We start from the raw sequence: 14319 nt of genomic DNA on the forward strand, positions 1-14319 counted from the left end.
CTGAAATACAGAAAATTAACTCAAATTCAAAGAGAATAAAAACTTCCAAAATTGATTTTAATGACAACAATCCTTACAACTACTATAGTTCAAAATTACATCTGTATTTTACTCCAATAAAAAAGGCGGAATTGCTTCCACCTTTTTTGCCCCAAATCTACCATAAACTTAACCTACTAATTTTATGGTGAAGTAAACTTAAGGCAAAAGAATTCCATTTACAATTATTAGGGATGAATAACCTATAAAAACGTTAAATTACTGAACTATAAGAATATACTTTAAAATAAAACAAGCTTTCGTAGATTGATCTAAACTTAAAAAAAGTAAAATACATATTGAACTAAAAACTACATCTGAAACTTGAATCGTAACACTAAAAAAAGCGGATAATTTCAAAATTTGAAATTATCCGCTTTCTAGCGTCAACTTTATTCCAATAAAAAAGGTGGAATTGCTTCCACCTTTTTTGCCCCAAATCTACCATAAACTTAACCTACTAATTTTATGGTGAGCCGAAATTAAAGTATATGAAAGATAACGGCAAAAAATTCAGACAAACGACCAATATTAACGTTTAAATACATGTATTGGACTAATATGCCCTAGCGTCTTTTCCTTCATAAAAATTCATAAAAGCTCTATTAACTACTCGGTTACCACCAGCTGTAGGATAATCTCCCGTAAAATACCAATCACCTAAGTTTTTCGGACAGGCGACATGTAAATCTTCAACTGTTTGAAATATAATTTTTACCTCGGCATTAATTTCTGGTGAGCTCAACATCTCTGCTATTTTATCTGAAATCTCTTGTGGCTGAAATGGCTCATAAATTGCCGTGACGTAGTTTATTACATCAGGATCTTTATAATTTTCCTGCGCTTTACATTTCAAATAAACTTCATCAACAATATGATACAGCTTTCTGTCTTTAAGAAGCTCTAAAGCAGCTCTAAACGCTACCAAACCTTCTAACTTAGCCATATCGATACCATAACAATCTGGATACCTAATTTGTGGCGCAGATGAAACGATAACAATACTTTTCGGTTTCAAACGATCCATCATCTTGATAATGCTCATTTTTAAAGTCGTTCCTCTTACAATACTGTCATCAATAATCACTAAATTATCTGTAGGCTTGATCACACCGTAGGTCACATCATAAATATGAGCCACTAAATCATCTCTACTACTATCTTCGGTAATAAATGTTCTTAGTTTAGCATCTTTAATTGCAACTTTCTCAGTACGTATCTTTACAGAAAGCAATTCATCTAAGGATTCCTTAGTTAATTTAGTTCTATTTTTAAGAATGTAATTTTTCTTTCTTTGATTTAAAAAGTCCTGAGCTGCCTCAACTAGACCATAAAATGAGGTTTCGGCGGTATTTGGAATATAAGAAAAAACAGTATTATCAGTATCTTGATCTATCGCATTCAGAACTGCTGGTAAAATTAACCTTCCAAGATTTTTTCTTTCTTGATATATTTCAGCATCGCTTCCTCTTGAAAAATAAATTCTTTCAAACGAACAGGCTTTCTTAACCGTTGGAGGAAGAATTTCTTTCATAGAAACATTTCCATTTTTCTTGATTATTAAAGCTTTTCCAGGATCTATTTCTTGAACCGCTTCAAATGGAACATTGAATACCGTTTGAATAACCGGTCTTTCAGAAGCAACAACTACCACTTCATCATCCTGGTAAAAGTAAGCGGGACGTATTCCAGCTGGATCTCTAAACACAAATGCATCTCCATGTCCCAGAAGTCCTGCCATAGCATAACCCCCATCTAAATTTTTAGAAGCTCTAGTTAATATTTTAGCAACGTCTAATCTTTCTGCAATAACCGGAGAAGCTTCTCTTTTTGTTAAACCTTCATTTTTACATTCTTGGTACAAATCAGTAACTTCGTCGTCAAGAAAATGACCAATTTTTTCCATTACAGTAACGGTATCCGCCATCTCTTTTGGATGTTGACCTAATTCGATTAGACTTTGAAAAAGTTCCTTTACATTAGTCATATTAAAATTTCCGGCTAATATCAGATTCCTGTGCATCCAGTTGTTCTGACGTAAAAACGGGTGTACGCTCTCAATACTATTTTTACCGAAAGTACCATAACGAACATGTCCTAAAAATAATTCGCCTATGTAAGGAATATTTGCTTTTTGAAGTGCCACATTATCTGCATATTCAGGATGCGCAGCCATTTCCTCATTTACTCTGTCATTAATTTGAGCAAATACATCTTGGATAGGTTGAGCATGATTCGATCGCACTCGGCTAATATATCTTTCGCCCGGTTCGACATCAAGTTTTATACTTGCAAAACCAGCACCATCCTGTCCACGGTTGTGTTGTTTCTCCATTAGAAGATACATTTTCTGAATTCCGTAGAAAGCAGTCCCGTATTTCTCCTTATAAAATTCAAGCGGTTTAAGTAGTCTAACTAAGGCTATCCCACATTCGTGTTGTAAAGCATCGCTCATCGTATTGTAGTTTGTTGTGTTGTTGTTTTTCTATTATAAATTCTTACAAATAATATGTAAAATCAGAACTATTAATCAAAAAAGCCCCGTTTCCGAGGCTTATAATACATTATAATTCTATATCAAATTGTGTTAAAGATTTGAATTGTTTCAATCTTGACACTACTTCTTTTTTATCTAAATCAACCATTCTTTCTGTTCCAAATTTCTCAACACAAAAGGAAGCTAAATTAGAGCCATAGATAATGGCATTCTTCATATTTTCGAATGACACGTTTTCACTCTGTGTAATAAACCCTGCAAATCCACCTGCAAAAGTATCTCCTGCACCTGTAGGATCAAAGACTTCTTCTAGTGGCAAAGCTGGCGCAAAGAAAACCTGAAGGTCATGAAACAGTAAAGCACCATGTTCTCCTTTTTTTATTACAACATATTTTGGTCCCATCGATTGGATTTTGGCTGCAGCCTTAACTAGAGAATACTCTCCAGATAGTTGTCTTGCCTCCTCATCATTGATTGTAATTACATCCACGCGTTTCATTACCTCAAGTAATTCTGGTAATGCACAATCCATCCAAAAATTCATAGTGTCTAAAACCACTAATTTTGGTTTGGCTTCCATTTGGTCTAAAACACTGCTTTGCACTAACGGATGCAAGTTTCCTAGCATCACCACATCCGCGTTTTTATAGTTTTCTGGAACTTTCGGCTGAAAATCAGCTAAAACATTTAATTGGGTATCTAAAGTATCTCTAGAGTTCAAATCATTATGGTAACGACCACTCCAAAAGAAAGTTTTCCCTCCTTTAACTACTTCGAGACCAGAAATATCAATATTTCGTTCTGTCAATAAATCTAAATATTCTTGTGGAAAATCATCGCCTACTACAGAAACTATTGCTGATTGTAAATTAAAAAAAGAAGCAGAAAGACCTATATACGTCCCAGCGCCACCTAAAATTTTATCTGTTTTACCAAAAGGAGTTTCAATTGCGTCGAAAGCGACAGTCCCGACAATCAATAATTTGTTCATTTTTTGAGTTTGGAATTAAAGCGCAAAGGTAGTTATAAGTTACAATACTGCAAAGTCTCAATCCCTGAAAATTTTCACAATAATTTACCTTCCTCCTTCTCATAAAAAGCATCTATTGACAAGGGAGTATTTTGCGTAGCCATCACAGCAAGTTCGTCACATCGTTCATTCTGCGGGTGATTATTATGCCCTTTAATCCATTTAAAATCTACTTGATGCTTTCGATATATAACCAAAAGACGTTTCCATAAATCGGAATTCTTTCGATCGATAAACTTTTTTTTCTCCCAACCAAAAACCCATTTCTTCAATACAGAATCCACTACATACTTAGAATCTGAAACAACAAGAACTTTTGTATCGGGATTCTTTAATTTTTCTAGCCCAACAATTACAGCTAAAAGCTCCATCCTATTATTAGTAGTTAACCTAAACCCTTCATAGAATTCTCTCCTATAGGTTTTACCCATTTTCACACTTTCCATAACTACTCCATAGCCTCCTTTTCCAGGATTTCCTTTGGCAGCACCATCTGTATATATATGCACATCGTAACTCATTGTAGTCAAAATAGAATTTTAGAATTAGAACTTAAGTACTTACTTTAGCAATCCAGCGATTATTTGAGGAAAAAACTCCTGTTCTAATTCATGGATTTTTTCAGCTATATCCTCCGGGGTTTCATTTCCTAATAATTTTATTTTCTTTTGAAAAATAGAACCACCCTCATCGTAATTTTCATTTACATAATGAATAGTTATACCCGTTTCCGTTTCCTTATTCTCAACAATGGCTCTATGAACATTCATTCCATACATACCTTTTCCTCCATAATTAGGCAATAAAGCTGGATGTATGTTTATGATCTTATTAGGATAGTTAGCAATAATATCCTCTGGAAATTTAAGTAAAAATCCAGCCAGCACAATTAAATCTGGCGCTATAGCATCAATATTCTGTAGTACTTTACCTTCATTTAACTCTGTTTTCGAAAAAACCTCTGTTCGTATTTTATGATTCTTTGCTCTCTCGATAACCATCGCAGATGGATTATTTGTAAAAACCGCGACTACGGTTTCTGTGGCGCTTTTAGCAAAATATTTAATGATATTTTCAGCATTAGTACCCGATCCAGAAGCAAAAACAACAATTTTTTTCATGACCTACCTCGTTTTGATTACGCAAAAAAAGGCATAAAAAATGAAAATAAATAACATTGCGACCTCTTTGTCAAAATATATTTAATAAATTAGTTGACACATTTATCAACTTATGTGTGGTTTTAAAATAAAGTTTTTTATTTTTGCCAACAAATTAAATTCTAAAATTAAAGATTATGTCAGACATTGCATCAAGAGTAAAAGCGATTATCGTAGACAAATTAGGTGTTGACGAAAACGAAGTTGTAACAGAAGCAAGCTTCACTAATGATTTAGGAGCTGACTCATTAGACACTGTTGAGCTTATTATGGAATTCGAAAAAGAATTTGACATTCAAATTCCAGACGACCAAGCAGAAAACATTGCTACTGTTGGCCAAGCTATTTCTTACATCGAAGAAGCTAAAAAATAATAATTGAAACACCCGCTTACTTTGTTGTACGCGGGTGTTATTATTTTTTTAAAATTAAGTTTAAGATTGATCTTTCAATCAAAAAAGATATTTATTGTAATACCCATAGCTCTTTTGTAATAATACAGTGAAGAAAGCATGGGTTTTATGTGTTTAAAGATAACAAAATATACAAGTTATGGTATTAAAGCGAGTTGTTGTGACGGGTTTAGGTGCTCTTACTCCTATTGGAAATAATATTCAAGAATATTGGAACGCTCTTATTAACGGTGTTAGTGGAGCTGCCCCAATAACTTATTTTGACGCTGCTAAATTTAGAACTCATTTTGCATGCGAACTAAAGAACTTTAATGCCGAAGATTTTTTAGACCGAAAAGAAGCTAGAAAAATGGACCGTTATGCACAATACGCTATGGTCGCTTCGGAAGAAGCTGTAACTGACGCTGGTTTCGATTTTGAAAAATTAGACAAAGACAGAGCAGGTGTTATCTGGGGATCAGGAATTGGTGGATTAGAAACTTTTCAAATCGAAATGTTAAACTATGCAGCTGGTGACGGTACTCCAAAATTCAATCCTTTCTTTATTCCAAAAATGATTTCAGATATTGCTTGCGGGCATATTTCTATCAAATACGGTTTTAGAGGACCAAATTTCGCAACAGTTTCTGCTTGCGCATCTTCAACAAATGCGATTATAGACGCTTTCAATTACATTAGATTAGGACATGCAGATGTTATGGTAACTGGAGGTTCTGAAGCTGCAGTAACAATAGCAGGTATGGGCGGATTTAATGCTATGCACGCTCTATCTACAAGAAATGACGATCCAAAATCAGCTTCGAGACCAATGGACAAAGACAGAGATGGTTTTGTTTTAGGAGAAGGAGCAGGAGCATTAATTCTTGAAGAATACGAACACGCAATCGCTCGTGGCGCAACTATTTATTGCGAAATTGGTGGTGGCGGTATGTCTGCAGATGCACATCACATAACAGCTCCACATCCAGAAGGTTTAGGTGCGAAAAACGTAATGTTAAACTGTTTAAGAGACGCTGGTTTAAAACCAACAGACGTTGACGGTGTGAACATGCACGGTACTTCTACTCCGTTAGGAGATTTAGCAGAATCTAAAGCAATCACTCATGTTTTTGGCGAACACGCTTACAAAATGAATTTAAACTCAACAAAATCAATGACAGGTCACTTATTAGGTGCTGCTGGTGCTGTTGAAACTATATCCGCTATTCTTTCGATGAAATACGGAATAGTACCTCCAACAATAAATCATCTAACAGATGATGAAAATATCGATCGTAAATTAAATTTCACTTTTAATGTCGCACAAAAAAGAGAAATGAACGTTGTGATGAGCAACACATTTGGTTTTGGAGGACATAATGCATGTGTATTAGTTAAAAAATTAGACTTCTAATTCAAACATGAATATAATAAAAAAAATATTTTCAAAATCCCGTTCGCTAAATCTAGAAGACGGGATTTTTTTTGATAAAATTCAAACTATTTTAGGTTTCCCTCCTAAAAACTTAGACCACTATAGAAAGGCATTTACACACCGTTCTACTAGTAAAATTACACCAGAAGGCAATCCTATAAATTATGAGCGTTTAGAATTTTTAGGAGATGCTATGTTAAGTTCTGTAATTGCTGCACACTTATTTAACAAAGCACCCCAAGGCGACGAAGGCTACCTTACTAAAATGCGTTCAAAAATAGTCAGTAGAGAACATTTGAATGAATTAGGAAAAGATCTAAATCTAATTCAATTTATCGAAAGCAAAGTTCCCGTACAGCATTTTGGAGAAAATGTACACGGCAATATTTTTGAATCTTTGATAGGTGCAATTTACTTAGATAGAGGTTATATCTATTGTGAAAAATTCATTCAAAAAAGAGTAGTCACTCCTTATGTTGATATTTCCAGATTAGAAGGCAAAGTAATCAGCTATAAAAGCTTAGTAATCGAATGGTGTCAAAAAGAGAAAAAAATATTTCATTATGACATCTATGAAGATAATGGAATTGATGGAACGCGTTACTTTGGAGTTAAATTAAGTATCGACGGAAAGGTAATAGCAAAAGCAAGAGCTACCTCCAAAAAGAAAGCAGAGGAAAAAGCATCGCAACGCACCTATTTTGCATTACAAGAGAAAATGGACAAGAAATAATATCAAATTAATCAATACTACATCGTTTTCGTTCATAAATTAACGAAATCATTACATTTTTGCACTCTTTAACTTCAATAGAAATGGTATATTTACATCATTATTTTTATTGAATATGGCAATTCATAAACTCGACCTTGGCGAATTTGACGAAATAGATTATTATTTAATTGCTATTCACACTTCATTGGAAGATTATCGATTAGCCTATTTCATCAATCAAAAACTTCCTGTCAATTTAGCAAAAAGCAATGACGAGGTGCAAATCAATATTAAAGAAGGTGAAACTAATTTTGCTCGATTTTCTTATTTTGATTCAGAGAATGAAATTTCTTGGAATTTAATTCAAAATAAAAACGAAGTTCTCCAACAAAAAGAAGAAGCGGTCCAGAATTTATTTTCAAATACGGCACTGGAAATTTCTACAAAAGTATACCTGCTTCCAGAATTTAAAAAAGCAGATTATTTTTTAAAAATTGAAAATGCAGAAGACACCTTGGATGTGTCTGAAATAAAAACGACATTAAGTACCATTGATAACGTATCAGCAGCATATATTGTCGATACCAATCAAATAAAATCAAAAAACAATTTAATTTTTTAATACAAATGATTTCAAGCAAGAAAACCAAAATTGTAGCCACACTAGGACCTGCATGTAGCACAAGAGAGACTATAAAAGACATGATTGACGCAGGTGTAAATGTGTTTAGAGTTAATTTTTCGCATGCCGATTATGCCGATGTAAAAGAGAAAATGAAAATCATTAGAGATCTTAATGATGAGTTTGGATATACTACAGCAATACTTGGTGATTTACAAGGACCAAAGCTTCGTGTAGGAGTAATGAATGAAGGAGTTGTTGTAAATGACGGTGATTTAATTACGTTTACAACTGCCGAAGATATTCTGGGAACAGCTCAAAAAGTGTTCATGAAATATAAAAACTTTCCAAATGATGTGAATCCAGGAGAAAGAATTTTATTGGACGACGGAAAACTAATTTTCGAAATTGTTGAAACGGACAAAAATACCGAAGTAATTGCCAGAGTAATACAAGGTGGAGAATTGAAGTCTAAAAAAGGGGTGAATCTTCCAAACACTAAAATATCTCTTCCTGCAATGACAGAGAAAGATATTGAAGACGCTATTTTTGCCATTGGACAAAAAGTAGATTGGATTGCACTTTCATTTGTAAAAACACCTCAAGATTTACAAGACTTACAAAATTTGATTGCAGAACATTCTGATTATAAAATTCCAATTGTTGCCAAAATTGAAATGCCAGAAGCACTAGAAAACATCGACAAGATCGTTGCTTACTGTGATGCTTTAATGGTAGCTCGTGGTGACCTTGGAGTTGAACTTCCAGCGCATGAAGTACCATTAGTTCAAAAAGAATTAATTCGTAAGGCTAAAATGGCTCGAATTCCCGTAATTGTAGCTACTCAAATGATGGAGACTATGATTACTAGTTTAACTCCAACAAGAGCTGAAGTAAATGACGTTGCAAACTCTGTAATGGATGGTGCTGATGCCGTAATGCTTTCTGGTGAAACAGCTACAGGAAATTACCCTGTGCAAGTAATTGAGAAAATGTCACAGATTATTAAAGCTGTAGAAAACTCTCCATTAATTCAAGTACCTCAAAACACACCACAAATAAAAACAAAACGTTTTATTACTAAAACAATTTGTCGTCACGCTGCAATTATGGCCGATGCTATTAAAGCAAAAGCAATTTGTACTTTGACAAATAGCGGTTACACAGCATTTCAAATATCTGCTTGGAGACCATCAGCACATATTTTAGTATTTACTTCAAACAAAAGAATTCTTACACAATTAAGTTTGTTATGGGGAGTAAAATCATACTACTATGACAAAATAGTTAGTACTGATGACACAGTAACTGATGTAAATGAAATAGCTAGACAAAAAGGATATGTAACTAAAGGAGATTTCCTAATCAACCTAGCTGCTATGCCTATTAAAGAAAAAGGAATGGTAAATACCATGAGAGTTTCAGAAATAGAATAGTAAAACTATCCAAAATAAATTTATAGAATCCGTCTCGTTACTAAATGAGACGGATTTTTTATTTTCGAATGATACAATTACTTTTAAATCGATCGCATGTGTACTTAAACTGATGCAACATATGTTTTACAACTGTTACGTTACACCTTACTCCATAGAATGCAATCCAATCATATTTCCTTCCGTATCTATAAATAAAGTAATAAAACCATATTCTCCTATAGCCATCTTAGGCCTAAAGATTTTTCCGCCTGCTTTTTCAATTCGCAGTTCTTCAGTAACGCAATCAGCACTTCCAAAATAAACAAGAGTAGAATTCCCTCCTGCTTTTACGTCTTGCGCTTTCACTAAAGCACCGTTGGCACCATAGGCATTCATATCTCCAGGAAAAGTCATCATTTGTAATTCATCCTCTGTGGGGTTAGGCAATCCTTCTAATGTAACATCAAAAATAGTTTCATAGAATTTTGCGGCTCTTTCTATATCATCGACATAGATTTCGAACCAAACAATTGGTCTTTTTGTATTCATAATAGTCTGATTTTATGATTATTATAAAATTACTAAAAAAATTACACTAAAATTCAATTAGACTAGAAATTTCTTTTTGTCGCATTTCTTTTCTAATTCTACTTACCAAAATGTCAGCTGGTGTGTTCCAATCCAACTTGATAAAAAACGTATTCTATGAAATTAAGTACGACGGTTGTTTTTTGTGCTTAATTTTATTTAGTTTTACCGATTAAAAAAATAAAATTTACAGAACATGAATTTCCAATCTAAAAATCCTTTTTTAACCAATAAATCTTTCTCTCCTACAACAGCAGCAGAAAAAGAACAAATTCACCATGCATCTGTTATTGATTACAATCATCAAATGACTTTGTCCGGAACAATCAACAAGACATTACTTTTGTTTTTATTGCTTATCGCTTCTGCAATGGTGATTTGGTGGATGGCTTTTAATGGTACAAATCCATTAGTACCAGCAATGGGTGGTGCTATAGCGGGCTTAGTTTTAGTGGTAATTGCTGCTTTCAAACCGCAATATTCACCCTATTTAGCACCTGGATATGCTTTATTTGAAGGTCTTTTCATTGGAGGAATTTCTGCTATTTTTGAAGCTAAATATCCGGGAATTGTAATTCAAGCAGTTGGCGCAACATTTGTAACCTTTGCCGTTTGTTTAGGTTTATACCGGTTCAAAATTGTAAAAGTAACAGAACAATTTAAATCAGTTGTTGTAGCGGCTACATTAGCTATTGCAACATATTACCTAATTTCTTGGGTGGTATCTATGTTTACGAGCTTTCAGCCTGTCCACCATGGCAACTCAATGATGAGCATTGGAATTAGTGTATTTGTAATTATTATCGCCGCTTTAAACTTGTTTCTAGACTTTGACCGAATCGAAAAAGGAGTCCAAGAGAAAATGCCTAAATATATGGAATGGTTTGGTGCAATGGGCTTAATGATTACTCTTGTATGGTTGTACATTGAGTTTTTAAGACTGCTTTCTAAACTTTCGAGCAAAGATTAAATTTAGATTTTTGTGTACAAAAAAGCGCTTTTTAAACAAAAGCGCTTTTTTTATGCCGCTTTTTCAAAAGCTATAAAATGAGATAGTTTCCCCTTACTATTAAATACAGGAAACCCTTTTATTAGACATAAATAGGTTTCACCATTCTTATTGTAATTCAAAACTGTTTTTTCAAAAGGTTGTTGTAGTTGAATTGCTTTTCTAATTTCACTAGAAGTGATTCTATTTGAATCAGTTCCCTGAAACATCTTTGGGCTTTTGCCTAAAACTTCTTCTTCGGTGTAACCGTTCATTTTAGTAAGGTTATGAGAAGCAAATACAATTTCTAATTTTGCATTAGTAACAATTACCACTTCCTCCTTTAACTTGTTTTTGAAATCCCAATCGTAATCACTCCATTTATTAGTCCCTGCGATCACATTCAACTTATCGCAGTCTAAATAAATTTTCTTTGACACATCTAAATAGTTATGGTGAAAGTTCCATGACAAAATAGGTGCTGCTATTGTATCTAGATTATTATGATGCCTTGCAACTGCAATATCATATTGTTTAAAATCTAACATGATCGTTATTTTTTAACAAATATAATTTTAAATAAAAAAATAAAATACTGTTGGAGCTGTTTTAACTTTTGTTGAAGCTAATTAAATGTGCGTTAAAAATCAAATTTCAACTGTACGATAACTACTTTCTTTATTTCTGTATTTAAATTATTTAAGGATATCCCTAGCAATCGAACGGAATCTTTCATGCGTTCTTGATACAAAAGTTCTTTTACGGTTTCTAAAATCAATCCTTTGTCCGAGATAAAATAAGGTAAGGTTTTACTTCTAGTTTGCTGCGTAAAATCACTGTACTTAATTTTCAATGTAACTGTTTTACCCGAAATGTTATGTTTTTTAAGTCTTTTGTCTAATATATTAGCTATAATTTCTAATTTTTCCATCATAAATACCTCCGAGGAAAGATTGACATCAAAAGTATGTTCGGCAGCCACTGATTTCGTTATCCGGTTTGATTTGACCTCACTATTATGAATTCCACGCACAACATTGTAATAAAAACCACCTGATTTCCCAAAATGCTTCTCTAAGAATTCCAATGATTTACTTTTTAACTCCACACCAGTAAATATCCCTAATTGATACATTTTTTCGGTGGTTACTTTTCCAACTCCATAAAATTTCCGAATGGGCAATTCTTCCAAGAATCCAATTACCTCCTCAGGATTTACAGTTTTTTGCCCATTGGGCTTGTTGTAATCACTAGCGATTTTAGCAACAAACTTATTGATAGATATTCCTGCCGATGCCGTTAGTCCCACTTCAGTAAAAATACGCAGCCTAATTTCTTCTGCCAATTGACTGGCACTGGGATTTCCTTTTTTATTTTGAGTAACGTCAAGATAGGCTTCATCAAGTGAAAGCGGTTCCACTAAATCAGTATATTCTTTAAAAATGGTATGAATTTGATTCGAAATCTCTTTATATCTTTCGAATCTTGGCGGGACAAAAATAAGTCCTGGACAATTTTTTTTAGCCATGACCCCGCTCAGCGCACTTCTTACACCAAATTTTCTTGCTTCATAACTCGCTGCGGCAACAACTCCACGATTTTCTGAGCCGCCTACGGCAATGGGTTTTCCACGCAATTCAGGATTATCCAGTTGTTCCACCGAAGCATAAAAAGCATCCATGTCGATGTGTATGATCTTTCGATTTGGAATAAGTTCTAACATAACACAAAATTAAAGAGGTTTTCGATGAAAACATTCCATTGGAGTACAAATATTTGATACATTTGCATTATCAATATCTTCTTTCTGAAGATTCGGACAAAATGTCAATATTTCTATTTTATAAGAATCTAAATCTATTTCACTTCTTTCATTAAAAGATATAATATACAGCCAGAAATCACTTCAGATAAATAATAACACAAAGTTTAAAATGGTAGAAATAGAACGAAAATTTTTAATCAATTCAGCTGCTTATAAAAAAGAAGCTTTTTCTCAAAACCGAATTAAACAGGGTTATTTAAGCTCCGTTCCTGAACGCACGGTTCGTGTTCGAGTAAAAGGAAACAAAGCCTATATAACGATAAAAGGAGTGTCTAATGCAACAGGCATGTCTCGTTTTGAGTGGGAAAAAGAAATTCCCGTTAACGAAGCTGAAAATTTACTATTACTCTGTGAAAAAGGAATAATTGACAAAACTCGATTTGAAGTTAAAATAGGAATTCACACCTATGAAGTAGATGAATTTTATGGCGAAAACGAAGGTTTAGTAATCGCCGAAATAGAACTTCAATCTGAAAACGAAACTTTTGAAAAGCCAAGTTGGCTGGGAAAAGAAGTAACTAATGATAAAAGATATTACAATTCCTATTTAAGCAATAATCCCTATAAACAACGAATTGATTAATTCTTAAAGACTTCGATAGTTACCATCATAACTCCCGCACCTTTATTTTTAGCTATTTCCATAAATGCTTTTTTAGACAAATCAATTTCTCTAGTTCTTACAAATGGTCCTCTATCATTAACTTCGACAATAACAGACTCTCCATTAGCTTGATTTGTGACTCTTAATTTGGTTCCAAAAGGGAATTTTTTATGAGCTGCAGTATATTTATTCATGTCAAATGGAACTCCGCTCGCAGTTTTCCTGCCGTGAAACTTATCAGCATAGTAAGAGGCATGCGCATCTTTTTTATAGGGAACTAGAGCACCCATTTTCTCCGCAATAGTATCTTTTTTAATTTCTTGTTGAAGCACTATTGCTTTTGTCTTCTTTAAAGTGTCTTTGGGTATTGACGTTTTTTGAACTGGTGTTTTTTGACTGCTTATAATTTGGCTTTGGCTACTCACCAAGGCTACAATGGCAAATAAAAAAAGGACTGTTATTGATTTTCTCATTATTAACTTTTTAGTTCGACTCTGTTTAAGCAAAAACCATACCTTGATGAAAAAAGCCCTATAAATAGGGCTTTTTTATTATTTTTAGAACCACATTGACCATGGAATTCTACTCAATATAAGCAATAATCCCAATCCGTAGAAGATCGAAAATGTCTTAAATTTTGACTCACTTGTTGTCATTTTTTTATGTTTTGACCAACCAATAGTGATTAATGTAATCGCAATAATATTAATTAGAGGATGCTCTAATGAAGTTAAACGCAATGCTTTATCAGACATTTGTCCCAACGAAGCAAAACCTAGTGGCGAAACAAAATACAAAATCAATCCTATTAGTAACTGAGTATGCGTTCCAATCAATCCGAAAATAGCTATTTTCCTGTCTTTGGCAGTAAATTCTTTTTTGGTAAACATTCCCATCAAAGCATTAACAACTGCAACTACTAATAATACAAGAGCAATATAAGCCCATCCCGAATGAAATTCTTTTAAAAATTCGTACATAAATATTCTATTTTGTTAAAAACAAA

General features: G+C 33.5%; 16 protein-coding genes. 7 read left to right on the top strand and 9 right to left on the bottom strand.

What is annotated here, in order from left to right:
• Nucleotides 1-595: 595 nt before the first annotated feature.
• From E0F98_RS02925 to purN, 4 genes are all read right to left on the bottom strand, one after another.
• Complete coding sequence (locus E0F98_RS02925) at nt 596-2494, bottom strand: amidophosphoribosyltransferase (RefSeq protein ID WP_132109009.1); 1899 nt, start codon at nt 2492-2494, stop codon at nt 596-598.
• Between the two features lie 109 nt (nt 2495-2603).
• On the bottom strand, nt 2604-3527 hold the full coding sequence (locus E0F98_RS02930; protein ID WP_132109011.1) for a PfkB family carbohydrate kinase: 924 nt from the start codon (nt 3525-3527) through the stop codon (nt 2604-2606).
• 74 nt (nt 3528-3601) lie between these two features.
• Complete coding sequence (gene rnhA / locus E0F98_RS02935) at nt 3602-4087, bottom strand: ribonuclease HI (protein WP_132109342.1); 486 nt, start codon at nt 4085-4087, stop codon at nt 3602-3604.
• A 39-nt stretch (nt 4088-4126) separates the two neighbouring features.
• Nucleotides 4127-4687, bottom strand: coding sequence for a phosphoribosylglycinamide formyltransferase (purN, locus tag E0F98_RS02940; RefSeq protein ID WP_132109013.1), 561 nt, complete (start codon nt 4685-4687; stop codon nt 4127-4129).
• A gap of 176 nt (nt 4688-4863) precedes the next feature.
• Between purN and E0F98_RS02945 the strand changes: the two genes are divergently transcribed.
• The 5 genes from E0F98_RS02945 to pyk all read left to right on the top strand — a co-directional run bounded on the left by E0F98_RS02945 (nt 4864) and on the right by pyk (nt 9326).
• Nucleotides 4864-5100: an acyl carrier protein gene (locus E0F98_RS02945; RefSeq protein WP_007137004.1), complete on the top strand. Its 237-nt coding sequence runs from the start codon at nt 4864-4866 to the stop codon at nt 5098-5100.
• A gap of 178 nt (nt 5101-5278) precedes the next feature.
• Nucleotides 5279-6532 (top strand): beta-ketoacyl-ACP synthase II, encoded by a 1254-nt coding sequence (gene fabF, locus E0F98_RS02950; RefSeq protein ID WP_132109015.1) that lies wholly within the window; start codon nt 5279-5281, stop codon nt 6530-6532.
• A gap of 7 nt (nt 6533-6539) precedes the next feature.
• Nucleotides 6540-7286, top strand: a complete 747-nt coding sequence (gene rnc / locus E0F98_RS02955) for a ribonuclease III (protein ID WP_132109017.1) — start codon at nt 6540-6542, stop codon at nt 7284-7286.
• A gap of 115 nt (nt 7287-7401) precedes the next feature.
• Nucleotides 7402-7890: an IPExxxVDY family protein gene (locus tag E0F98_RS02960; protein ID WP_132109019.1), complete on the top strand. Its 489-nt coding sequence runs from the start codon at nt 7402-7404 to the stop codon at nt 7888-7890.
• Nucleotides 7891-7895: 5 nt separating this feature from the next.
• The gene (pyk, locus tag E0F98_RS02965; protein ID WP_132109021.1) at nt 7896-9326 is read left to right on the top strand and encodes a pyruvate kinase; all 1431 of its coding nucleotides are present in this window, start codon (nt 7896-7898) and stop codon (nt 9324-9326) included.
• 147 nt (nt 9327-9473) lie between these two features.
• Here the strand turns inward: pyk and E0F98_RS02970 are convergent, their stop codons facing one another.
• On the bottom strand, nt 9474-9857 hold the full coding sequence (locus E0F98_RS02970; protein ID WP_132109023.1) for a VOC family protein: 384 nt from the start codon (nt 9855-9857) through the stop codon (nt 9474-9476).
• Nucleotides 9858-10092: 235 nt separating this feature from the next.
• Here E0F98_RS02970 and E0F98_RS02975 point away from each other — a divergent pair, with 235 nt between their 5' ends.
• Entirely contained in the window at nt 10093-10866 is a 774-nt protein-coding gene (locus E0F98_RS02975; RefSeq protein ID WP_132109025.1) for a Bax inhibitor-1/YccA family protein, read from the top strand.
• A 50-nt stretch (nt 10867-10916) separates the two neighbouring features.
• Here E0F98_RS02975 and E0F98_RS02980 read toward each other — a convergent pair whose 3' ends face one another.
• Both E0F98_RS02980 and dinB read right to left on the bottom strand, forming a co-directional pair.
• Nucleotides 10917-11432, bottom strand: coding sequence for a PAS domain-containing protein (locus tag E0F98_RS02980; protein WP_132109027.1), 516 nt, complete (start codon nt 11430-11432; stop codon nt 10917-10919).
• A gap of 92 nt (nt 11433-11524) precedes the next feature.
• The gene (dinB, locus tag E0F98_RS02985) at nt 11525-12607 is read right to left on the bottom strand and encodes a DNA polymerase IV (RefSeq protein ID WP_132109029.1); all 1083 of its coding nucleotides are present in this window, start codon (nt 12605-12607) and stop codon (nt 11525-11527) included.
• 211 nt (nt 12608-12818) lie between these two features.
• Here dinB and E0F98_RS02990 point away from each other — a divergent pair, with 211 nt between their 5' ends.
• A complete protein-coding gene (locus E0F98_RS02990; protein WP_132109031.1) occupies nt 12819-13292 on the top strand; it encodes a CYTH domain-containing protein in 474 nt (157 codons plus the stop codon).
• On the opposite strand, the gene E0F98_RS02995 is transcribed toward E0F98_RS02990, so the two are convergent.
• Nucleotides 13289-13786, bottom strand: coding sequence for a septal ring lytic transglycosylase RlpA family protein (locus E0F98_RS02995; RefSeq protein ID WP_132109033.1), 498 nt, complete (start codon nt 13784-13786; stop codon nt 13289-13291). The two genes, E0F98_RS02990 and E0F98_RS02995, sit on opposite strands and share 4 nt — an antisense overlap.
• A gap of 84 nt (nt 13787-13870) precedes the next feature.
• Nucleotides 13871-14293: a hypothetical protein gene (locus E0F98_RS03000; RefSeq protein WP_132109035.1), complete on the bottom strand. Its 423-nt coding sequence runs from the start codon at nt 14291-14293 to the stop codon at nt 13871-13873.
• Nucleotides 14294-14319: the final 26 nt, after the last annotated feature.

The organism is Flavobacterium hiemivividum (assembly GCF_004349145.1).
Classification (GTDB): Bacteria; Bacteroidota; Bacteroidia; order Flavobacteriales; family Flavobacteriaceae; genus Flavobacterium; species Flavobacterium hiemivividum.